This window comes from Massilimicrobiota sp. SW1139, from assembly GCF_012027715.1.
In the GTDB taxonomy this organism is placed as follows: domain Bacteria; phylum Bacillota_I; class Bacilli_A; order Erysipelotrichales; family Coprobacillaceae; genus Allocoprobacillus; species Allocoprobacillus merdigallinarum.
On record NZ_SJOR01000005.1, the window covers coordinates 64,744 to 89,067 of the forward strand.

Annotated in this window: 19 protein-coding genes and 1 other annotated feature; of the genes, 7 read left to right on the forward strand and 12 right to left on the reverse strand. The window is 30.9% G+C overall.

Features of this window, described 5'->3' with window-relative positions; all coding sequences use genetic code 11:
- Nucleotides 1-18 precede the first annotated feature (18 nt).
- From E0K96_RS04635 to E0K96_RS04660, 6 genes are all read right to left on the reverse strand, one after another.
- Nucleotides 19-984 carry an alpha/beta hydrolase gene (locus E0K96_RS04635; RefSeq protein ID WP_240924432.1) on the reverse strand — a complete coding sequence of 322 codons (966 nt, stop codon included), beginning with the start codon at nucleotides 982-984 and terminating at the stop codon, nucleotides 19-21.
- A gap of 77 nt (nucleotides 985-1,061) precedes the next feature.
- A complete protein-coding gene (locus tag E0K96_RS04640; protein WP_168081545.1) occupies nucleotides 1,062-1,676 on the reverse strand; it encodes a cell division protein FtsQ/DivIB in 615 nt (204 codons plus the stop codon).
- A 204-nt stretch (nucleotides 1,677-1,880) separates the two neighbouring features.
- On the reverse strand, nucleotides 1,881-3,446 hold the full coding sequence (locus E0K96_RS04645; RefSeq protein WP_168081548.1) for an ABC transporter permease/substrate-binding protein: 1,566 nt from the start codon (nucleotides 3,444-3,446) through the stop codon (nucleotides 1,881-1,883).
- The gene (locus E0K96_RS04650) at nucleotides 3,446-4,567 is read right to left on the reverse strand and encodes a betaine/proline/choline family ABC transporter ATP-binding protein (protein WP_168081550.1); all 1,122 of its coding nucleotides are present in this window, start codon (nucleotides 4,565-4,567) and stop codon (nucleotides 3,446-3,448) included. The genes E0K96_RS04645 and E0K96_RS04650 overlap by 1 nt, the downstream gene beginning before the upstream one ends.
- A 165-nt stretch (nucleotides 4,568-4,732) precedes the next feature.
- Nucleotides 4,733-8,953: a 2-hydroxyacyl-CoA dehydratase gene (locus E0K96_RS04655; RefSeq protein ID WP_168081552.1), complete on the reverse strand. Its 4,221-nt coding sequence runs from the start codon at nucleotides 8,951-8,953 to the stop codon at nucleotides 4,733-4,735.
- A gap of 82 nt (nucleotides 8,954-9,035) precedes the next feature.
- Nucleotides 9,036-9,467, reverse strand: coding sequence for a MarR family winged helix-turn-helix transcriptional regulator (locus E0K96_RS04660; protein WP_168081554.1), 432 nt, complete (start codon nucleotides 9,465-9,467; stop codon nucleotides 9,036-9,038).
- A 148-nt stretch (nucleotides 9,468-9,615) separates the two neighbouring features.
- On the opposite strand from E0K96_RS04660, the gene E0K96_RS04665 reads away from it, so the two are divergent.
- Complete coding sequence (locus E0K96_RS04665) at nucleotides 9,616-10,932, forward strand: amidohydrolase (protein WP_168081556.1); 1,317 nt, start codon at nucleotides 9,616-9,618, stop codon at nucleotides 10,930-10,932.
- 34 nt (nucleotides 10,933-10,966) lie between these two features.
- Here E0K96_RS04665 and E0K96_RS04670 read toward each other — a convergent pair whose 3' ends face one another.
- The 3 genes from E0K96_RS04670 to E0K96_RS04680 form a co-directional block, all read right to left on the reverse strand.
- Nucleotides 10,967-12,472 carry an RNA-binding domain-containing protein gene (locus tag E0K96_RS04670; protein ID WP_168081558.1) on the reverse strand — a complete coding sequence of 502 codons (1,506 nt, stop codon included), beginning with the start codon at nucleotides 12,470-12,472 and terminating at the stop codon, nucleotides 10,967-10,969.
- An 88-nt stretch (nucleotides 12,473-12,560) separates the two neighbouring features.
- The gene (locus E0K96_RS04675) at nucleotides 12,561-13,037 is read right to left on the reverse strand and encodes an HD domain-containing protein (RefSeq protein ID WP_240924433.1); all 477 of its coding nucleotides are present in this window, start codon (nucleotides 13,035-13,037) and stop codon (nucleotides 12,561-12,563) included.
- Between the two features lie 114 nt (nucleotides 13,038-13,151).
- Nucleotides 13,152-13,796 carry a YggS family pyridoxal phosphate-dependent enzyme gene (locus E0K96_RS04680; protein WP_168081560.1) on the reverse strand — a complete coding sequence of 215 codons (645 nt, stop codon included), beginning with the start codon at nucleotides 13,794-13,796 and terminating at the stop codon, nucleotides 13,152-13,154.
- 125 nt (nucleotides 13,797-13,921) lie between these two features.
- Between E0K96_RS04680 and E0K96_RS04685 the strand changes: the two genes are divergently transcribed.
- Nucleotides 13,922-14,878 carry a hypothetical protein gene (locus E0K96_RS04685; RefSeq protein WP_087936136.1) on the forward strand — a complete coding sequence of 319 codons (957 nt, stop codon included), beginning with the start codon at nucleotides 13,922-13,924 and terminating at the stop codon, nucleotides 14,876-14,878.
- Between the two features lie 36 nt (nucleotides 14,879-14,914).
- Here E0K96_RS04685 and E0K96_RS04690 read toward each other — a convergent pair whose 3' ends face one another.
- Together E0K96_RS04690 and metG are read right to left on the reverse strand one after the other, a co-directional pair.
- The gene (locus E0K96_RS04690) at nucleotides 14,915-17,320 is read right to left on the reverse strand and encodes a YwqG family protein (RefSeq protein WP_168081563.1); all 2,406 of its coding nucleotides are present in this window, start codon (nucleotides 17,318-17,320) and stop codon (nucleotides 14,915-14,917) included.
- An 85-nt stretch (nucleotides 17,321-17,405) separates the two neighbouring features.
- Nucleotides 17,406-19,400 carry a methionine--tRNA ligase gene (gene metG, locus E0K96_RS04695; RefSeq protein WP_255374749.1) on the reverse strand — a complete coding sequence of 665 codons (1,995 nt, stop codon included), beginning with the start codon at nucleotides 19,398-19,400 and terminating at the stop codon, nucleotides 17,406-17,408.
- Nucleotides 19,363-19,561 (reverse strand) — a binding site (T-box leader). Its footprint overlaps the gene before it by 38 nt.
- 163 nt (nucleotides 19,562-19,724) lie before the next feature.
- Here metG and E0K96_RS04700 point away from each other — a divergent pair.
- The 5 genes from E0K96_RS04700 to E0K96_RS04720 all read left to right on the forward strand — a co-directional run bounded on the left by E0K96_RS04700 (nucleotide 19,725) and on the right by E0K96_RS04720 (nucleotide 23,814).
- Nucleotides 19,725-20,066, forward strand: a complete 342-nt coding sequence (locus E0K96_RS04700) for a DUF4299 family protein (protein ID WP_165352240.1) — start codon at nucleotides 19,725-19,727, stop codon at nucleotides 20,064-20,066.
- A gap of 436 nt (nucleotides 20,067-20,502) precedes the next feature.
- Nucleotides 20,503-20,961, forward strand: a complete 459-nt coding sequence (locus tag E0K96_RS04705; protein WP_087936134.1) for a hypothetical protein — start codon at nucleotides 20,503-20,505, stop codon at nucleotides 20,959-20,961.
- Nucleotides 20,962-20,972: 11 nt separating this feature from the next.
- Nucleotides 20,973-22,142 (forward strand): iron-containing alcohol dehydrogenase, encoded by a 1,170-nt coding sequence (locus tag E0K96_RS04710; RefSeq protein WP_168081565.1) that lies wholly within the window; start codon nucleotides 20,973-20,975, stop codon nucleotides 22,140-22,142.
- Nucleotides 22,132-23,502: an aldehyde dehydrogenase gene (locus E0K96_RS04715; protein WP_168081567.1), complete on the forward strand. Its 1,371-nt coding sequence runs from the start codon at nucleotides 22,132-22,134 to the stop codon at nucleotides 23,500-23,502. Before E0K96_RS04710 ends, E0K96_RS04715 begins: the two co-directional genes overlap by 11 nt.
- A 75-nt stretch (nucleotides 23,503-23,577) precedes the next feature.
- A complete protein-coding gene (locus tag E0K96_RS04720; protein WP_087304435.1) occupies nucleotides 23,578-23,814 on the forward strand; it encodes a TFIIB-type zinc ribbon-containing protein in 237 nt (78 codons plus the stop codon).
- A 43-nt stretch (nucleotides 23,815-23,857) separates the two neighbouring features.
- On the opposite strand, the gene mscL is transcribed toward E0K96_RS04720, so the two are convergent.
- Nucleotides 23,858-24,253, reverse strand: coding sequence for a large conductance mechanosensitive channel protein MscL (gene mscL, locus E0K96_RS04725; protein ID WP_168081569.1), 396 nt, complete (start codon nucleotides 24,251-24,253; stop codon nucleotides 23,858-23,860).
- Between the last annotated feature and the right edge of the window lie 71 nt (nucleotides 24,254-24,324).

Consider the following 24,324-nt stretch of genomic DNA (forward strand, 5'->3'; position numbering starts at 1 on the left):
GATAACCCAATGAATTTTTTAGTTCCATATATTTTTTTCAATAAAATCAAAGACTTTATTCCAATAAGCTTTGACATCATAATCTTTTGATTGAGCGTGACCAGCTTCTTCAACAATATATAACTCTTTTTGAGATGCACAAGCATCGTAAACTTCATATACCATCTCAACTGGAACAAAATCATCTTTTCCACCATGAATAAACAACATTGGCTGATTGGCTTTTTTAACCTGTTCTACACTCGATGCTTCTTTAAAATTATATCCAGTTTTTATTTTAGCCATAAAATTAGAAATATCTAAAACAGGGAATGTTGGTAAAGAAAAGCGTTTATCAAGTTCACTTGCAAAAATATCCCATACACTTGTATAACCACAGTCTTCAATATAACCAACGACATTTAAAAGACGATCTCCTGAAGCCATCATAACAGTGGCTCCACCCATAGATACACCATGTAAAAGAATCTGTGCCTGCGAATCTCTATTATTAATCCAATCTACCCAACAGGCAATATCATCTTTATCTAACCATCCCATTCCAATATATTCGCCTTCACTTTTTCCATGAGCACGATTATCTGGCAAGACAACATTATATCCATTTTCGTAATAAGTAGCTCCATAGGACATCATTTCTTCATTGCTTGATTTATAACCATGAATCAAGATAACCCACTGATGAACATTATCATGATCTAGATACTGTCCTTTCAATCTTAATGAATCATCTTGACTTACAATCATCGGTCTTGTTTTATTTTCAAAATCCACACCTTTTATAAATTCAGCATCAGCATTGTCATCAATCTGCTGTTGAACATCTCCTGTTAATTTGATTTCATCTTCCTCATCAACCACTCTTTGATCAGATTCACTTGCTGGTGATAAAGCATAATTCACAAAATACGTTCCTACACCATAAGCTCCACTTAATAAAATAGCTATAATGATAAAAGCAATGATAAATCCTCTTTTTTTCATTATCTTCATTCCCTTCATATTGGCTTTATTGTACTGAAAAAATATGGACTCTTCAAGAAAACCACCAATATTATATTTTATTTTTCATATTTTTTTATATACATATACTTGCCTTCAAAGCTATATATTGTATTTTGAGGATTTTTCAATTTATATGCGGCATAATGAAAAGAATCTTCAGACAATCTTTGATCTATTTGAGAAATATTTATTTTAATGAAATTATGATCATACATATAAAACTCTATTAAATCTTTATCATAACGATCTCCACAATAGTGAATTTCACTTGTTTCATTTAAAACTATATCAGAAACATTATGTAATGAATGACCCAATTGACTTAACATCTCTGTACTTTGAAAATCACTACATTGAATCAATAATGATGGTATTTGTTTGGTTTGATAAACTCCACCTAATTTATTAATAAGGTAATTTTTATTTTGAATCTTAGCATAACATAATGGCTGAACCTCTTGAACATGCACTTGTATATTTCCCATAAAATCAATATCAACAAGAATATTTTCAAAACGTTTCATTTCTTCTATATCCTGAACTATATTGTCTTTAGAAAACAACATATCTATCCACGTATAATCTCCCATATATCCTGATAGCTGTTCACTTATTTGTTGTTCCAATTCTGCATCATTGACACCTATGACATGAATTGTTTTAATTTTCATAATATCAGACAATAAAATAAAAAAACAAATCCTATGATTCCTAACACAAAGAATAATCTTATCACTTTTATTCTTTTCTTTTTTCTTCTTTTCATCATTAATTTTTTAACCTGATTATCCCTATATTCATCCATCATCTTACCTCCATATCTTTCATTATATAAATAATATCTATAAAAATAAATAAAAATGAGTAGGTCTTGCCTACTCACTGATTAAATCATTTTCAATTAAGAATTCCCTTGCGACATCACTTGTCTTTTCATTCAACTCATCCACTTTATAATTCAATTCTACCATAACTTCATCACTGAGATAATTTTGAAGCTGATTGATCAGTTCAACAACTTCAGGATACTCTTCGACAACTGTATTATTCACAATTGGTATAGCATGATATGGCAGGAAGAAATTTTTATCGTCTTCTAAAACCTGTAAATCAAACTTCTTTAATAGGCCATCTGTTGAATAAGCATCAATGACATCACATTCATTGTTCATTAAAGCAGTATATCGTGGTGCTCCATCAATAGGAACAGTCTGTTTGAAATGAATAGGATATGCTTTTTGTAATCCTACCCAGCAATCTTCTCTTTCCATAAACATTAATGTTGGTGAAAATGTGAGTTGTCGAGAAACTTTACATAAATCACTTATTGTTTTGATATGATACTGCTCAGCTGTATCTTTTCTAATCGCAAGTGTATAAGTATTGTTGAAGCCTAGAGAATCTAAAACATTTAAATCATATTGTTCTTTCATCTGTTCTTTGACAGTGTTATAGACTTCATCAACATTTCCATTAGGTTCGTTACCTAAGACATTACCATAAATTGTTCCTGTATATTCTACATACATATCAATGGATCCCGTACGCAGAGCATCTAAGACAATAGAACTTGAACCTAGTGATAATGACTGTTCTACCTCAATATCAGTATGATCCTCTATATAATATTTCAGCATATAATTTAATATTTCTTGTTCTGTAAAATCCATGCTTCCAATTCTAATGACTTGACTGCCATTTGTCTTTGCTAAGCCTGTATAAACAAAGCTGGCTGCTAAAGCAAGGCATGAAATAACAATGACAACTTTATCCAATATGCCTTTCATTTTGGATCTTGGTTTTGATAATTGGAAACTCTTTGGTGTGACTAATCTCTCTAAAATAGAAAATATATAATCTATAAGTAATGCCAGTAAGCAGGCAGGTATAGCTCCAGCTAAGATTTGAGCATTATTGACAGTTCGAATACCCGCATAAACCAGATATCCTAAACCATCAGCGCCAATAAAAGCTGCCAAAGTCATCAAACCAACCGAACTAACTGCACTGACTCTGACACCAGCCATGATAACAGGTGCAGCTAATGGAATCTGAACTTTATATAAAACCTGAAATTTATTTAAACCAATACCCTTAGCGGCTTCTAAAGTTTCTCCGTTAATATTGTCCAGTCCTGTGACTGTATTTTTAATAATAGGTAATAAAGAGTAAAGTATCACCATGACAATGGCTGGTTTTGTTCCAATGCCTAAAAGAGGAATCATAAAACCTAATAAGGCCATTGATGGAATAGCCTGAATAATATTTGCTAATGCCATAATTGGTTTTTTAGATGGCTTAAAATAAGTAATAAAAATACCTAAAGGGACACCTATAATAATCGCAATCAAAATAGCCATAACAGTCAATTGAACATGACCTATTAACAAATCAAAAATCTGCATATAGTTTTGGGAACAATAATCTATAAATGCTTGCATTATTCTCCCTCACTTTCATCATATTTTTTAGAAAGAGTTGTAACCAGGGTACTCTTGGTAATTAAACCTTTTAAGATTCCATCATCTACAACAGGAATTGTATACATATTCTTCTCTTTGGTGATATTTAAAACATCAACAATTGATTCCTGTGAAGAAACTGTGATACATTCCTTTTGCATAACATGACCCACAATTTCATCTTTATTTTTTTCATCAGCTGCATCAGCCGCATGAATAACACCTTTAAAATGTCCCTGACGATCTATTACCATCAAACTATCAACGCTTGAATTAAACATCATATTTAAAGCTTTTACACATTTTAAGCGATCATAACAGGTCATTGGTCGATCTATCATAATGTCTGCTGCTTTGATTAATTCTGGTGAATCCCAGATACGCTTTTTCCCAACAAAGTTTAAAACAAAGTCATTAGCAGGATGTTTTAAGATTTGTTCAGGTGTATCGTACTGTTGAATTTTTCCACCACTCATAATACATATGCGATCTGCCAATTTGATTGCTTCTGCCATATCATGTGTCACAAACACAATCGTCTTTTGAACACTATTTTGTAATGTCAACAGCTCATCCTGTAATTGATTTCTCGTAATAGGATCTAATGCACTAAAAGGTTCATCCATTAAAATAATATCTGGTTCACTTGCAAAAGCTCTTGCAACACCTACACGTTGTTGTTGACCACCACTCATCTGAACAGGATACTTATCTAAATATTCATCTGGATCTAAACCAACCATATTTAAAACATCTTTCACTTTTTCCAAAAGATATTTATCATTTTTATTTTTTAACTTTGGAATCAGTTCAATATTTTCTTTCACTGTCATATGAGGAAATAATCCTGTTTGTTGAATAACATAACCAATATTACGTCTTAATTCAATTTCATTTTCCTCACTAATATCCTTTCCATTTACATAAATTGTCCCCTGGCTTGGTTTAATCAACCGATTAATCATCTTTAAAGCAGTCGTTTTTCCGCACCCACTGGGTCCAATCAAACAAACAAATTCACCATCATTCACTGTAAAATTGATATCTTCCAATACATGTTTATCTTTAAATGACTTGTAAACATTTTGAAATTCTATCATAAGCAAAACACCTCACTTAAATACATTTTATATCTTAGATGTGACTCTTATGTGAATTCTTTAATTATCTATATCTTTATATCCTTAAAATATACAGTTTTTTTATTTATATCCTAAATAATAACATAGATATCATTTGAATTTTGACGAAAAAAAGAATATGAATTATGACTTCATATTCTTAAATGCAGTTGAAAGCATCAACTTAATTCTATTTAATTGGTTAACTTCACTCGCACCTGGATCATAATCCACAGCCACAATGTTACTTTGTGGATATTTTTTACGTAAGGCTTTAATAACACCTTTACCTGTTACATGATTTGGTAAGCAGGCAAATGGCTGCATACACACAATATTTGGTGCACCTTCTTCAATTAATTCAATCATTTCTCCAGTTAAGAACCATCCTTCACCTGTCTGATTTCCAATAGAGACAACTTCACTTGCTTTTTTCGCAATTTGATCAATAGGTGTTGGTGGATCAAAACGTTTTGAATCTCTTAATGCCTTAATCATATCTTTTCTTAAGAAATCAACAAACCAGATGGCAAAATTACATAACCATACTGAAGATTGTGAAGCATCAAAATGTTCATGTTCATACCAAGTGTTATAGAAACAATACTGGAAGAAATCAATTAAATCAGGCATAACGGCTTCTCCACCTTCTGATTCAATGATTTTCACAATTTCATTATTGGCAGTAGGATGGAATTTAACTAAGATTTCTCCAACCAATCCAACTCTTGGTTTTTTAATATCTAATAATGGCAATTCATCAAAATCTTTGACAATTTGATAAACATTCTTTTTAAATTCTTTCATGCTGCCATTTTTCACATTTTCCTGACATTTTGCAACCCATGATTCATAAAGTTTATTGGCTGAACCTTTGACTTTTTCATAAGGACGTACACGATAAAGAACGCGCATAAATAAGTCCCCATACATAGCACCAATGATTACTTTTTTGGCAATCTTATATGTAATCTTAAATCCAGGATTACTTTCTAATCCAGATAAGTTTGCAGAGATAACTGGAATTTGTTCCATACCTGCATCTTTAAGAGCTTTTCTGATAAATGCAATATAGTTCGTTGCACGACATCCTCCACCTGTTTGAGAGATAATCAATGCCACTTTATTTAAGTCATATTTTCCACTATTTAAAGCATTCATCATTTGTCCTACAACCAAAATACTTGGATAACATGCATCATTGTTGACATATTTTAATCCCTGTTCTACTGCATCTTTATCAACTGAAGGCAACACTTCAAAGTTATAGCCTTCCGAATTCATTGCGGTTTCAACAAACTGGAAATGAATCGGTGACATCTGTGGACAAAGAATCGTATAACGATCTTCTTTCATCTGTTTTGTAAAAGGTACTTTCACCTGTTCATACTTCTTAGATAAATCAATAATATCTTCTTTCTTTTCAATTGTAGCTTTTAAAGAACGAATACGGATACGAATAGCTCCTAAATTGCTTCCTTCATCAATTTTAATTAAAGTATATATTTTATTTCTTGCTTTTAAAATTTCAGCTACCTGATCAGCAGTTACAGCATCCAAACCACAACCAAATGATGTTAATTGAATCAACTGTAAATCTTTTTGTGATGATACAAAAGATGCGGCTTTATATAAACGAGAGTGATAAGTCCATTGATCAACAACACGTAATTTTAAATGTTCTTCATCTAAATAACAAACACTATCCTCACTTAAGACAACAAATCCTTCACTCGTAATTAAATCTGGAATTCCATGATTAATTTCAGGATCCACATGATAAGGACGACCTGCCAAAACAATACCTTGCATATGGTTTTCACGCATATATTCCATGGCACGTTTTCCTTCTGCACGAATATCCTGCTGACAGTGATCCAATTCTTCATACGCCTTATCAATGGCATGATGTAATTCCTGATCTGTAATATGAAATTCACTTAATTCTTCTTTTAAAACATGGAACAATGTTTTCTTATTATTTAAAGAAATAAATGGATTTTTAAATTTTATATTTTTCTGCTCAAGATTATCAACATTATTTCTAATCACTTCTGGATAAGAAGCCACCACAGGACAATTGTAATGATTTCCGGCATCTTCATTTTCTAAACGTTCATAGGCTACTGATGGATAGAAAATAAATGGAACTCCTCTAGCAATCAGATTTTCAATATGTCCATGTGTAATTTTAGCAGGGTAACAAGCACTTTCACTTGGAATAGATTCAATTCCTTTTTCATAGATGGCTTTAGATGAACGTGAAGAAAGAATGACCCTAAACTTCAATTGTGTAAAGAATGTATGCCAGAAAGGATAATTTTCATACATATTTAAAGCTCTAGGGATACCAACAATACCTCTAGGAGCATCTTCTATTGGTAAAGAATGATAATTAAAGACACGACGATATTTATAATCAAATAAGTTTGGTAATGATTTAGATTTTAATGGTAAATTAGCTCCTCTTTCACATCTATTTCCACTAATAAACTCTCTTCCATCATTAAATGAAGTAATTGTCAACATACAGTTATTTGTACATTTACCACAATTTTTCATACTATTTTGATATGTTAAGTTTTCCAATTCTTCACGTGTTAATAAAGTTGTTCCCTTATCATCATCTTTTTCTTTCGCAATTGTTGCCATACCATAAGCACCCATCAATCCTGCAATATCAGGTCTAATGACTTCAATACCTGCTTCTTTTTCAAAAGCACGTAAAACGGCTTCATTATAGAATGTTCCACCTTGTACAACAACATTTTTACCGATTTGGTCTTTACTTCTTAACTTAATAACTTTATATAAGGCATTCTTAATAACGGAATATGATAATCCTGCTGAAATATCTGCTAAAGATGCACCTTCTTTTTGAGCCTGTTTCACTTTTGAATTCATGAAAACTGTACAACGACTTCCTAAATCAAGTGGATGTTTTGACATCAATGCCATCTGGGCAAATTCATCAATTTCATATCCTAAAGAATGAGCAAATGTTTCAAGGAAAGACCCACATCCAGATGAACATGCTTCATTCAATGTAATATCTTGAATGACATCATCCTTAATGGTGATAGCCTTCATATCCTGTCCACCAATATCTAAAATAAAGTCAACATCAGGTTCAAAATGTTTAGCTGCTGTGTAATGAGCAATTGTTTCTACTTCACCATAATCCACTTTTAATGCTGCTTTAATTAAAGCTTCACCATATCCAGTGACACCAGTTTTTTGAATATGACATCCTTCAGGAATTAAATCATAGATTTCCTTCATAATTCTAATAATTAAATCTAAAGGATTTCCTTCGTTAGAATTGTAGAAAGAATATAATATTGATCCTTCATCATCAATTAATACAACTTTAGATGTTGTTGAACCAACATCAATACCAACATAAATATTGCCTTGATATTTTTTTATGTTTCTCTTTTTTGTCATTGCCTGAAGATGACGATCTCTAAATCCTCTTAACTCATCTTCATTATGAAATAAAGGTTCTAATGTATGAGCTGCTTCAGTTCCATTATCTTTTAATGTTTTTAAATCACGAATCAATTTTTCTAATGAAAGTGATTCTTCAACATCTTTTGCATTTAATGCAGCTCCCATAGCTACAAACAATTGGGAATTATCTGGGAAAATAATATCATCATCTTGAAGCTCTAATGTTTCAATAAAACGTTGTCTCAGTTCACTTAAGAAGTATAGAGGTCCTCCTAAAAAAGCGACTTTTCCTTTAATCGGTTTTCCACAGGCTAACCCACTGATAGTCTGATTCACAACCGCCTGAAAAATAGAAGCAGCGATATCTTCTTTTCTTGCGCCTTCATTGATTAAAGGCTGAACATCGGTTTTCGCAAAAACCCCACAACGAGAAGCAATTGGATAAATACGCTGATGATTTTTGGCCAATTCATTCAACCCTGAAGCATCAGTCTGTAATAAAGTGGCCATCTGATCAATAAATGCACCTGTTCCACCCGCACAAGTTCCATTCATACGTTGTTCTAATGAACCTTCAAAGTATGTAATTTTCGCATCTTCTCCACCTAATTCAATGGCAACATCTGTTTGCGGAATATAAGTTTCTATTGTTTTGGTACATGCAATCACTTCCTGTACAAATTTGACATTCAATGATTGAGAAATTGACAATCCTCCTGATCCTGTAATAACTGGATAAATATTGATTCCTGGATATTCTTGATGAATTTCTTCTAACAAGGTAAGAATTGTATTTCTGACATCTGAGTTATGTCTGACATAACGTGAAAATAAACAGACATCCTTTTCATCTGTTAAATAAGCTTTAACTGTTGTAGATCCCACATCAATTCCTAAATAATATTGACTCATAACACTTCTCCTTTAAACATTACAACTTATTTTATAATTTTCAATCTTAACGATTTTCGACATCTTTTTCAATCTTTATGCTTTATTTTAAAGTCTTAATAATTTGATTCACTTTACGATATAAACGTAGATATTCCTTTGTATCTTCTTCACCTAACATCTCCAACATCTTTTTAAAATAATCCTCTATTTCTGCTCTTCTTTGTTGTGCAAAAATTCTTCCTTTGTCTGTAATAAATACCTTAATCTTACGTTTGTCCTGTAAATCAACGACACGCTCTATATATCCTTTTTTAGATAAAGCATTTAATACAGCGGCTACCCTAGAGGTATTAATATCAAAACGTTGGCTAATTTCAGATGCATTCACACCATCGTGCCCATCCATCAAGTAAATGAGGACAGCACCTTCTCCTCTGGCAATTTCACTGATATCACGATGACAAAACTTAAATGCCTGTTCATTTTCTATCATATAACCTATTAATTCTCTAGCATATTTACGATAATCCATTTTATTTACCTCACACTATGAGCATTTTATACAACTTTATCACTTTTGTCAATTTTTTTGTTTATTTGTCTATTTGTGAAAAATAAGCGATATTGTTTGATGTTCAAATTTGATGTTGATACAATAAAGAAAAGAGGGGGAGATACATATGTATGAAAAAATAAAAGAACTTGCAAAGTTATATTATCCTGATACTGTAAATTGTCGTCGTGATTTACATAAGTATGCTGAAAAAGGCTGGTTAGAAATGCGAACAGCCTGTTATATTGCTTCTACATTAGAGGAATTAGGATACGAAGTGCTTGTTGGTGAAGATATTATGAAAAAAGAAGCACGTATGGGTGTGCCACCAGAAACTGTTCTTCACTTAAATTATCATCGTGCACAAAAACAAGGAGCTAAGCCTAAATATCTAGAAAAAGTCAAAATGGGAATGACTGCCGTGGCAGGCGTTTTAAAATGTGGCGAAGGTCCAACACTTGCTTTAAGATTTGATATTGATGCTTTAGGCCTCATTGAAGAATCATCATCAAGTCATTTTCCTTTTACGAATGGTTTTGCATCTGTACATCGTGGAACAATGCATGCCTGTGGTCATGATGGTCATACTGCAATTGGTTTAACCACAGCGAGAATACTTATGAAAATCAAAGAACATTTACATGGAACAATCAAACTTATATTTCAGCCTGCTGAAGAAGGTGTCATGGGAGCAAGAAGTATTGCTGAAAGTGGATTCTTAGATGATGTTGATTATATTTGTGCAGCTCATATTATGCCTCAAGAAGATCAACCTTATGATTTGTATTTTGGTATGGATGAATCTTTTGCGACAACAAAACTTGATATTACTTATCATGGTGTATCTACTCACGCTGCTGAATCACCACAGTTTGGAAAAAATGCTTTACTATCTGCCGCTAACTGTATTTTAAATTTACACTCTATTCCTCGAAACAGTGATGGTCAGACACGTGTGAACGTTGGAACTGTTCATGCTGGTACAGGAAGAAACGTTGTACCTGAAACAGCTAAACTTGAAATTGAAGTCCGTGGTGTTACAAGTGAATTAAATCGCTATATGGAAATTTATGCGAGAGATATTATTGAAGGTTCAGCACGTATGCATGATACTGTTGTTGAAATTAAAGAAATGGGTAAAGCTTATGCATTAGATTGTGATGAAGACTTTATGAATACGATTCGGTCAATGTGTCAGCGATACCTTCCTGATTTAAACTTACCTCCATATAATTTAAGTCCACTGGGAGGTAGTGATGATTTTTCATATTTCATGGAACGTGTTCAAGCTCATGGTGGGAAAGCAACTTATATGAAACTTTTAACACCTATTGTTTCATCACCACATAATGATGCTTTTGATTTTGATGAAAAAGTTCTAGCATTAGGACCTCGCATCTTTGCAAGTCTTATCTATTATCTGTCTCATGAAAACAAGGCATAAGAGATACAAATCAAGTATCTTTTATGCCTTTTCATTATTTATTAGCTTTCTTATAACGTTTTCCTTTGGTTACACCATTATCAATAAGTTTTCCATCATCTACTAATTCACGTAATATATTTTTAATCCTGCGTTCTTTAACATCAAGAATATTTATAAAATCTGCAGCTTTATACCATCTATTTAATTGCATATATGATAGTATCTTTTCATATTGAATAAGTGTCTTTTGAGTAACTTTTTTTCTGGCACTTTTTTCTGGCACTTTTTTCTGGCACTTTTTTCTGGCACTTTTTTCTGGCACTTTTTTTAGAAATGAAAGTATTAAAATAGTGCGATCTGGGTTCATTTTCTCTTCTATAATGGGTTCTTGCCATCCCTCTTCTTCCCAGACAGAAAATAACTCTGGTACTCCACTTCCAGCTCTTTCTCCAATTCCAATGAGATTGAACATTTTCATTAATGCTTTATTTCTTGGATCAGATTCTCCACCTAATTTCATTTGATATTTCCCAACACGAATAGAACCAGGATTTTCGATTTTTAAAATATCATTATCTTGTTTAATCACAATACCTCTAGGAATATAAAAATCCGCATTAACTAAACAATTCGCCAAAACTTCACGCAAGGCTCTATGAACAGGAGTATCATCAATTCTATCTCCGCCAACAATTTTAAATGGTATTTTCACATTACGTATAATTTTATTATAAACCCTAAAATAGAAATCAAATAAATTACCTGTCCATTCACCTGATGTCGATTGCAAGCGATCTGTCCATCTAATAGTCGGGTCTAACATTTCCCTATAATCAAGGAAATATTCTGGATAGTAATTAACGATATTATATTCTTCACCAAACATGAGTAATCCTGCTCCTGTTGGGTGTAGTTTGCCATCTTTTCCTAATTTTGCAGCACCAATTTTTAATAAATACTGATCATCATCTAAATTCATCCAAGGGTGAGCAGCTCTAAAAGCACGATGCCTATTTCGATAAGCATGTATTGTTTCTATATCAAACACTGATAAATCCATACTCTCGATGATTGCCATATCCATTGTTTCTTCAATTTGATCCCTAAGCATTGCTTTAACCTGTAACGGAGTACAACGATAATCTCCAGTATGTGTTCTTTTATATGTTCCTTTAAACATATCATTATTAATATATACAGGTTTTTGTTCTCGTTTTGCCATAGGAACATGTATAACGATGATTATATCATCTTGTATTTCATATACATTTACATCATCTTCGTTCAAAAGATTAATACTGACTTTTTGTAAATTATGAGCTTGATTCCAAAAATTATCCAATATTTTTTCTTTATCAGATATTTTTAATCCTGTTGTTTTCCAACTTCTATCACTTAATTCTTGAATACCAAGAATAATAATTCCACCATAGGTATTTGCCATAGCTGAATAAGACTCCCATAATGAAACAGGTAAGCCTCCTTTAGCTTTCTTCACTTCTCTACGATTATCTTCTTTATATGAATCAAACTCAGTTATATCAAATAAATTATTCACGTTAGACATTCCTCCTAACAATATTCCTTGATTCATATTATACCTGTTTTTATGATGACTTAAAATACTATCTTATACAATTACAAATCTATTTATCTTCTCTTATCGCTTTAACATAATAATCAAAATCATTATTTAAATAGAGCTGAACACTTTCTTGTAAATCCTCACAAATATCTAAAATACGTTTTTCACTTACAAGTGGGTTGATATAACGCTTTTTAGAAACAATTTTCCAATAACCATCTTGAGGTAATCTAGAAATCAGAATTTTATTTAATTGTGTATATTGATGAAAAATAGAATGTAGTTCTTTATTTTCTTTAATCATCATTTCTGTTAAGTTTTCTGTTGCTTCATGATTTGTATAATCATGATACATAAAATCAATAACATGTGCAAAAACAGGTGTAGAAATATTATGTAATAAAGCAGCAACTGTCTGATGCTTATCATGAGTGAAATGATATGTAATTAAAGCCACTCCAATACTATGATTATATCTAGAAACACCTTTACAGTTTCTAAAAGATTCAAATTGAGTATATTCCATTCCACAGTTCATACTTACATCTTTTAGTCTTTGAAAAAAAGATGTTTGAATAATGTCTTGAACATAATTTGGGATATATTCACTATAAATATCATAAACAATCATATCTTTACCAACATTTAAAACTTAATCTTTAAACAATGCTCTACCAATTCTCACAATTGTTGCTCCTTCTTCCAAAGCTATATTATAATCTTGGGACATTCCCATAGATAATTCATGTAATGGATATTCAGGATATTCGTTTTTTAATCGTTCTAATAACTCTTTTGTCTTTTTAAAATAAATACGTGTTTGTTCTTTTTCAATATGTGGTGCCATCATCATAAGTCCATCAACAATCAAAGATGGACAATTCTGTAAATATGTCATCACCTGATCCATCTCTTCTTCATCAAAACCATGTTTACTTTCTTCTTTAGCAATATTAACCTGTAATAAGATATGAACTTTTAACTGATGTTTTTGTGCTTGCTTTTCTAATTCATCAATCAAATGATAACTATTCACAGAATGAATTAACTCTACTTTATCAATGATATATTTCACTTTATTCTTTTGTAAAGTTCCAATAAAATGCCAATGACCTTTTCCATGATATTGTTCATATTTATCTAAGAAAGCCTGAACTCTATTTTCTCCAAAATATAAACAACCACATGCTTCCAGTTTTTCTATTTCTTTTTCATCTATATATTTCGTTGCTGCAACCAGTGTTGCAGGTTTTACCTTTTCTAACATATTTTTGACTGCTTCTTCATTGACTATCATACTCATTCCTCCTTATTTTTTTATTATATAATCTTTTCATCATAACTTAAATCATAAAATCATAGATTTATCAAAAAGAATTCATAAAAAGGTGCTATAATATTTCATATAATGAGGTGATTCAAATGAATGATTTATTAGAAAGATATCTAGGTGCAGTGTGTTCTTATTTTTTTGGAAGAAAACGCCAATATGTTTATCATGATTTAAAAACTCAAATCAGTCAATCGGTACATCAATATGAAGATATGGAAGACTTATTAATGAGTTATGGACATCCACTAAGCGTTGCTTACTCATATGGTTATCGTCCTACAATTTATCATCATTTTAATCCTAAAATAGTTAATTTCATTGAAAAACTTGTTTTTTTAATTTCAGGTATTTATCTTTTTTTATCAACCCTTTATTATCTTGAACAATTTGGTTGTTTATCATTTCAATCAACAAACAATGTTGTGACAACAATGAATACTTCATCTATCTTTGAAGCTTTTCTTTCTTATCCAATCATTATAATGATTGGTATCATTGCCATAGCAATCTTAGCTTTAATCATATTGGATAAAAAAGAGCCTATTCCTCAAGATTTAAATCTCCGTTGGAATATACAAGACCTGGATCATTTACCCCATCCATCCCATTATCCAAATCATACTATTGAAACCATCTTTATGATTATATTTATTACTTTCTTTATTTGTTATGGTTTTTTCTTTTCTAGTGATATTATTATTAAAATACAACATGAATCATATCAAATGATTCATATGATGACCTATTTCTTTCAACCATTTATTATGATCATTATTTTTGATTATTTTATAGATATGACCAAAAAAATATATACTAAGAAATATTTAAAATATAGCTTTATTATTAATTTATTTACTATTGTTTCTTTAACAATCTTTGTTGTGAATTCTCATTTTTTAAGTCAATATTTATTACCTATAAATACAAACTTTCAATATATTCTTGTTAATGCATTTATTATTACAGCTTTATTCTTTATCTACTTTATTTCATTATATAAATTAGTGAGAAACATAAAATCATATCGTTTCTTATTCAAAAAATAGACCATAGAAATGACTCCATTTCTATGGTCTATTTATTTAATAACAATCCCATATATAGGTCGTTTGATCAAACTGCTTGTTTTCTAAATCATCTTGCTCAATAAAGAAATGACATGTTCCATAATCACCCCATTGAATATGTTCCTCATCACTGACGAGCTGTAAAAGAATCTTCGTAGACTGACTCGTTCTTGGATCTTCTTGTGCAAATGTTCCTTGTCCTCCCATTTTATGCATATACTTTATTTGACATTCATTATATAACACCTGTAATAAAGTGGAATTGTTTTGCCAATGAGTTGGCAGAAGATCTTTACACATATCATTTAATATTTGTATAAACTGAAAATCAGAACTACTGATTCCTTTTTCCTTAACAACTTTTAATTTTATTCTAGATGGTTTGACAATAGGTGAATTTTTAATGTTATTTATTGGAATGTCTTGAAGATGTTTTTCATTATAATCAATTTTTTCATGATAAATGACTCTATATTTTTGAGTAACAGTTTCTTCAAAATCACATCCATAAACATCATCATCACTAATAAAGAACTGCAACATGCCTCTGTCTGGATATCCTTCTATGCTTTGTTCTAGCTCATCAAAATTGATTTGTGCCAATAATATTAAAGGTTTTCCATCACAACTTGGATATTCTTTTCCTATAATCCAATATGGTTTTCCACCCAACTGACTGGAATATGGTGTCATAGGTAAATCATCATAATCCAATTGAATAACTGACTGACTCCTTTTTTGTAATCTCTTTTTAATAGCACTTATATCATAAAATTCAACAATTTCATATTCTTCACTTTGATTAACCATAGCCGTTTCATGAAAGTGTAAAATATATCTTATAATCACATCAATTGATTTTGCCAACTCTATGGGAACAACTAACAATAAAAATAGACATACAAATTTTTGCCATCCCTGAAATCCAGCACGAATGAGCGTTAATAATACAAACATCAAAAATGCTCTTCTAATATAATTATGAGAATTTTGAGATTGTTCTACAATATTTTTTAATTTTTTTAAATATAATGGAAAAACGATCAGTTCTCCAACAAATAAAATAACCGATACAACTCTTAATGTTGATAAAGTTATTTCTAAAGATGATAATACCCAATTTTGTATAGATGGAATCAACAAAAAACTCATAAATATAATCCATATACAGATCATATGATAAATCGTTCTGACATTGGGATATGTATAAGCATAATAATATTTTTTAACTTGTTCTGCTTTACTCCATTGAACTGGTTTAAAATAATTAATAGGAAATATAGCATTCCATATTCCATAAATAACCACTCCTATGATAAAAAGAAAACTTACAGTAATAGTCGTAAACCAGCTGTTTTTCTTAACTGGTTCTTCTTCATCTTCAATCATTTCTTTTTTTCTTCTTATAAAACGTCGTCCTTCAATTTCATTATATTTTTGACTTGGAATCCATCCCATCTTTGTTCTTTCTTGAACAGAAAAAGGAATACCCTCATATGATAATCTCATTAACAACTTTTCCATATAAGCAAAATCAAAATACATTTTATTATCAAAAGTATATATAGGCTTATAATGTAAGATTGCATCCATACATTTTGTTCTTGAAAAGCCAAATTCCTCTAACACATCTAAAGCTTTATTCACATATCCATCATTATTAATAAAAACACGCGCTTTTAAAGATTGGATATCATTACCCAAGCTTCCATCTATATAAAAATCTCTATCTCTCATTTCTTCGATTTTTATATCTTCATAAAACTTATAAGCAAGCCAAGTTCGTCCTGCCTGATAGGCAATAAAAGTCACTATAGCAGTTATAAAAACAACTTTAATGAGATCTTCTATATCTGTACCTCTAAAAAACAACAAACATATTATGATGAAAATACTACTTCCGATTAATCCCCATTGAAATGAGCGATAAGTTTGTTTTTGGTAAACCTTTTTATCTTTATTTATTTTATAATTTAATGCCAAATAAAATATAAACATAATAAACCAGCCATAGAAACATAATAATAAACATATATGTGGAATAGGCATAAATAACTTCGTTGTCGATACCATTGATACATATACTAACATTAAAAAACCAGGAATCATACTTGTAAACATTTGGGGTAAATATCTTAAACATAAATCATTTTCTGTATTTTGATAATTTGAATTATAATATTTGAACAGTACCCATAAACCCATTATACCTGCCAATAAACAAAGTAATGATAATATAAAAAATGTCATGTATGTTGTATAGATATGAATATATGGAATCACATTTGGAAACATGGTTATTGAAAAATAAAGTCCTACTATACTAAAAAACAGACAACAAACAATTGTTAAATAAAAAGCTGTTGTTTGTTGAAATGTATCCATAACATTCTGAATAAATTGATCCTTATTATTATACATTTTTTCCCCTCATTTCCATTTTTATTATTATATCACATCCCATCATCATTCTTTAACAAAAAAAGATCCTTGACGGATCTTCTCTTTATCTTATTTTTGTACCATTTGGTAAGTTTTCTACAGACACAAGTTCTAACATTTTTTTCTTAGATCCTGCAAGAATCATACCTTGAGATTCAACACCTCTTAATTTTGCAGGTTTCAAGTTAGATACAACAATAACTTTCTTACCAATCATATCTTCTGGTGTATAGAAATCTGCAATACCACTGACAATCTGTCTTGTTTCTTTACCAATATTGATTTGAGAAACTAACAGCTTATCAGCATCAGGATGTTTTTCACATTTTTCAACTGTACCTACAACCAATTCAATTTTCGCAAAATCATCAATTGTAATTTGATTGTCATCCTCTTGTTTTTCTTCTTTTTGAGGATATAAAGCTGCTACTTTCTTTTCTACTTCTTTAGGATCTAATCTTGCAAATAACTGTTGAGGTTTTTCAGTGACTTTTGTTCCTTCTTGATATAAACCAAAAGTATTTAAGTCTAAGAAGTTTCTTTGATCTGTATTGATTTGATCTAAAATCTTTGTAGATGTAGAAGGCATATATGGTTCTAATGCAATAGCAGCAAAACGGATGGCTTCAATTAAGTTATAAAGAACTGTTGCGAGACGATCTTTCTTGCTTTCATCTTTTGCAAGTGCCCAAGGCATTGTATCATCAATATATTTATTTGTTCTTCTTAGTAATACAAAGATTTCATCTAAGGCTTTAGATGCTTTAAATTCATCCATGTAAGCCTGAACTTTCTTTGGCATAGCTAAAGCAATTTCTTTTAATTCATCATCAACAGGTTCACTCACACCTGGATTTGTCACAATACCATCAAAATATTTATTTGTCATGGCAATTGTTCTATTGACTAAGTTACCTAAAATATTAGCTAAATCAGAATTAATACGTTCAACTAATAAATCCCATGTGATACTTCCATCATTGTCATAAGGAATTTCATGTAAAACATAGTATCTGACAGCATCGACACCAAAGATTTTAACCAAATCATCTGCATAGATTACATTTCCTTTAGATTTAGACATTTTGCTTTCACCTTGTAATAACCAAGGATGTCCAAAAACTTGTTTTGGTAAAGGAATATCTAAAGCCATCAACATAATAGGCCAATAAATCGTATGGAATCTCACGATATCTTTACCAATTAAGTGTAAATCTGCTGGCCAATATTTCTTATATAATTCACCATGATTTCCATCAACATCATAACCAAGTCCTGTAATATAGTTTGTTAAAGCATCAATCCATACATACACAACATGTTTAGGATCAAAGTCTACAGGGATAGACCATTTGAATGAAGTACGTGAAACACATAAATCCTGTAAACCTGGTTTTAAGAAGTTATTCATCATTTCATTCTTTCTTGAAACAGGTTGAATAAATTCAGGGTGTTCTTCAATATGTTGAATTAAACGATCAGCATATTTAGATAACTTAAAGAAATAAGCTTCTTCTTTGGCATCATGAACTTCTCCACCACAATCAGGACATTTTCCATCAACCAATTGAGATTCAGTAAAGAATGATTCACATGCTGTACAATATTTACCTTCGTAATGTCCTAGATAAATATCTCCCTGATCATATAATTTCTTAAAGATTTTTTGCACTTGTTTCACATGGTATTCATCTGTTGTTCTCATGAAACGATCATATGTTGTATCCATCATATCCCAAATTTCTTTGACAACAGCTGCTTTTTCATCAACAAATTGTTTAGGTGGAATACCAGCTTCTTGAGCTTTTAACTCAATCTTTTGTCCATGTTCGTCAGTTCCAGTCTGAAAATAAACATTGTATCCTTCCTGTCTTTTACTTCTTGCAATAGCATCAGCTAAAATAATTTCATATGTATTTCCAATATGAGGTTTTCCTGAAGTATAAGTAATCGCTGTAGTTAAATAATAATCTTTTGGATCTTTCATCATATCTCCTCCTTCAAAATAAAAAACGTCCTTATAAAAGGACGTATTATACGCGGTACCACCTTTTTTTATATCTGTCGATATACCCTCAAAACTTTAACGCAGTTAACGTTTATCTCTCACTATTCAAGATAACAGCTCCCAGCCCATCTTCATAAAAGTTATGTCCTGATTTGCACCAACCATCAGTTCTCTACAACGCCCTTTTAATCTCTGCTGTTCTTTGCCTTTTTTATACTCTTAAACATTATCAAATATTTTTTTTAAAGTCAATAAAGTTTCATAACTATTTTTTGCGAAATAGAAATCAATCTTTTTTTTAATAAGCGAAATCAATGATTTCATTACAGTTCTAATGATATAATGAAATTAATAAGAATAGAAAGGACTGATTTTATGGGTTTATTTAACAAAAAGAAAAAAACTGTCAATTGGGATGATGCTTATAAAGCTAAACCTCATTTTTATAAGCAATCTGATGGGAGTGTATTTGGTGCAATGAGTTTAACTGAAGGTGTGAAAACAATGTTCTTAAAACAGCCTCAAATACATTTTGAGGTTGAAGGTCAGCGTATATCACAATGGAGAATCGCTCTTATCAGCACGACAAATGATTCGATGATAGGTCAAATGGATTATGGAACATGTCTTAAAAAATTACAGCCTTATATCCTTGCTGAAGATAGCAATTTTATTTTAGTAAGAGGATTAACTTTAGATGAATTGAAGAGTCTATAAAATAACTTATAACAATTATAATATTTTGATTATTTGAGCAATCTTATAAATACAAATATTGAACACATGAAAGGAAGGTAAAAAAATGATTTTAGGTATTATTTTAGAGTTCATTGTTGTTTCTTGTATCATAATAAAGATTTTAAACATAAAGTATCATAATCAAAGTTATCTTAAAAAAGCCAATTCTCTTTTCACCGCTTTGTTATTGATTTATCTATTGATTATTAATACGCAAAGAGATAGTGTCATCTCTTTTATTTCTTCTTATTCTATTATATATATCATAACTTTGATTATTTATATTGTTCTTATCATTATTGAAACCATAAACACGATGAAGGGAAAAGGATAATGTATAAAAAATAATGGTCAAGTTTTATCTTTTTACTATCACTTTTTTAAATGTTATAATATTGATAAGGAGTGAGTGCATATGAAAAAGCTGATTATTTGGGTTGTGATGCAGTTTTTATATCGTGGTATGAAAGTTCTTTATCATGATGATCCACGTATGAAAGAAGAATTAGATGGATGGAAACAAGATAAATTTTTAACATTACAAGTCATGCATGGACCTTCCATCACAATCAAATACACATATCAAAAAGGATTACAGAAAGTCAAAAATGTAAAACCTGATATTTGTATTACCTTTAAAAGCATTCAGACAGCTTTGCTTGTTTTTACAGGTATGATGAGTGTCAAAAGTGCTTATTTAGAACATCGTTTTTCTTTAAGAGGAGATGTTTTTGAAAGTATGAGATTTGTCAGATGTGTTGATTTGGTGGAAACTTATCTTTTCCCTCGTTTTATGACAAAACGTATTTTAAATCATCAGGAAAAGAAATATAAACCGACTTTATTGATTTATATAAAAGCTTTATTTGCTTAGGAGGGATCATTATGTATTTTGAATTTGTCAATAAAACAAAGGTATGTGCTGGGCAAAATGCTTTAAGCCAACTTGAATACGAATGTCAACAATATCATATGAAACATCCTCTGATTTTAACAGACCATGTTTTATATCAACTCAAATATGTTGATATTCTTACCAAACATTTATCATTAGATTATAGTCTATATACAGATATTCCTGTTGATTCTTCTATTCATACAATTGAAGATATTCAAGATTATTATATTAAAGAAAATTGTGATGGATTGATTGCTTTAGGTGGTGGTAGTGTTTTAGATACAGCCAAAGGTGTTTATTTGATGTTATCACAGGAATGTGAATCCATTGAAGATATTTTAGGATTTGAAGATTTAAAACTTGGTCAAGATGTGCCATTCTTTGCGATTCCAACAACAAGTGGGACTGGTAGTGAAGCGACATGTGTCGCCGTAGTCAGTCATCCTGAAAAGCAAGTCAAACTGGAAATCATTTCACAACATATTCAAAGTCATGTTGCTTTCCTCGATCCTGTCTTAACTCAAAACCTGCCTCTCAAGACAACAGCTTCCACAGGTATTGATGCTTTAACACATGCTATTGAAGCTTATACATGTTCACAGAAAAATCCAATCAGTGATGCTTATGCTATCTTAGCGATACAAACCATTTCACAAAATATTTTAAAAGTCATAGACAATCCAAAAGATGAAAACATCCGATTAAATCTTGCTTTAGCTTCTTATGAAGCTGGATGTGCCTTTTCGAATTCAATGGTTGGTATTGTTCATGCGATTGGACATGCCTTAGGAGCTGTCTGCCATGTAGCTCATGGAGATGCCATGAGTATGCTGCTTGTCCCTTGTATGCGTTATAATCTTGAAGTCAATAAAGACTTATATGGGGATTTATTATTATATCTTGGACAAAAAGAACTTTATAGTCAAACACCAAAAGATCAGTTAGGACAAAAGGCGATTGATTATATTGCAAGTTTATTACAAACTCTACATGAAAAGACAAATCTTCCTGTATCACTGGAAAGTGTTGAAAGTTTGCCTGAAAATATCAATGAAGTGGCTGAGAAAGCTTTAAATGATGGAGCTTTAATAGTCAATAACAAATATGCAAATAAACAAGATATTATCAATATATTGGAGGGTCATTATGGATATTAAAGAATTAGTGAAAACTCAACGTGAATTTTATCAGACACAATATACTAAAGATATTAATCATAGAATACAGACTTTAAAAGCTTTGAGAACTTGGATTTTAGAACATCAAAATCGTATTATTGAAGCCTTGAAAAAAGATTTGAATAAAAATGCTGTCGAATCTTATATGTGTGAAATTGGTTTGGTTTTAAGTGAATTAAACTATCAGTTAAAACATATTAAAAAATGGAGTCGTAATAAATATGTCTGGACGCCAATCTCTCAATTCTATGGAACAAGCTTTGAATCTTATGAGCCTTATGGTGTGACATTGATTATGAGTCCTTGGAATTATCCTTTCATGTTATCAATTGAACCAGCAGTTGGCGCTATTGCAGCTGGAAATACTGTCATTATCAAGCCGAGTGCTTATGCTCCAAATGTTTCACATGTGATTAAACAAATGGTGAGTGAAAGCTGCGATGAAAGATATGTGGCAGTTGTTGAAGGTGGAAGAGCTGAGAATACAGAACTTTTGGAACAACGTTTTGATTATATTTTCTTTACAGGTAGTGTGAATGTTGGCAAACTGGTTATGGAAAAAGCGAGTCGTTATTTAACACCTGTAACTTTAGAATTAGGTGGGAAAAGTCCTTGTATCGTTGATGATGATAAGAGCTTAAAACTGGCTGCTAAACGTATTGCTTTTGGTAAGTTTTTAAATGCTGGTCAGACATGTGTGGCTCCTGATTATTTATTAATCAAAGACAAATATAAAGATCAGTTCATTCAATATATGAAAGATGTGATTCATGAATTCTTTGGTGATCAACCTTTACAAAATCCTCAACTTGTTAAAATTATTAATCAAAAACACTTTGATAGATTATCACATTTATTAGAAAATCAGGATATTGTGATTGGTGGAAAAGGAAATCCAGAAACCTTACAGATTGAACCAACGGTTGTTGATCATGTTGATGGAAACAATCCATTAATGCAAGAAGAAATCTTTGGTCCTATTCTTCCTATCTTAACTTATCAAAACATTGATGAAGCTATAGCCTTTATTAATCAAAGAGAAAAGCCACTGGCTTTCTATATCTTCTCTCAAAATAAGGCGATTCAAAAGAAATTATTAAAACATTGTAGCTTTGGTGGTGGATGTATTAATGATACAATTATTCATCTTGCGACAAGTGAATTAGGTTTTGGTGGTGTTGGAAATAGTGGTATGGGATCATACCATGGTAAAAAGAGTTTTGAAACTTTCTCTCATACCAGAAGTATTGTTAAAAAAGCAACTTGGATAGATTTACCAATGCGTTATTATCCTTATAATTCAATGAAAGAGAAACTCATTAAAATGTTTGTTAAATAATTTAACATACTGTTAATATAAATTTCAAATACAATCTATATTATATAATATAGATAAATATAAGGAGGAAATATAATGAAATGTCCCGTATGTAAAGATGTTACATTATTAATGGCTGAAAAGCATGGTATTGAAATTGATTATTGTCCTGAATGTCGTGGAATTTGGTTGGATCGTGGGGAACTTGATAAAATTATTGAACGAGCTTCAGGAGAACAAAAACAGCATTCATCTAAAGATTATGAAAAATCACACAAAAAGAAGAAAAGTTCTACTTTAATTGATATTCTTGAAATCTTTGGTGGAGAATAAAAGCTGTCAGGGATAAGTGAAATGCTTATTCCGACAGCTTTTTTTAGTCTTCTAATTGTGATGTACAATGAGGACAACGTGATGCCTCAATATGAATTTCTGATTTACAAAACGGACAAATTTTCTTATCAGGAATGACTTCATCCTCTTTTTTACCAATACTCATCAATTTATTCACAGCTTTCATAATACAAAATAAAACAAAAGCCATAATAAAGAAATTTACTAATGATGAAAGAAATGCTGATGCAAAACCTGCAATATCCTGTAAAGTATATATTTTTCCACCAGTGACAAAATTTAAAATAGGGTTAATAAAATTATCAGTTAAAGAGGTCACAATGCCAGTAAAAGCTCCCCCTATAATAACCCCAATCGCCATATCCAGCATATTTCCACGTAAAGCAAACTTCTTAAATTCATTTATAAAATTCTTCATATCTTCACCTACTTTTTCATAGAATAACATATTCCAACAAGAAAATACAGAATATCTTATTGAAAAAAAGT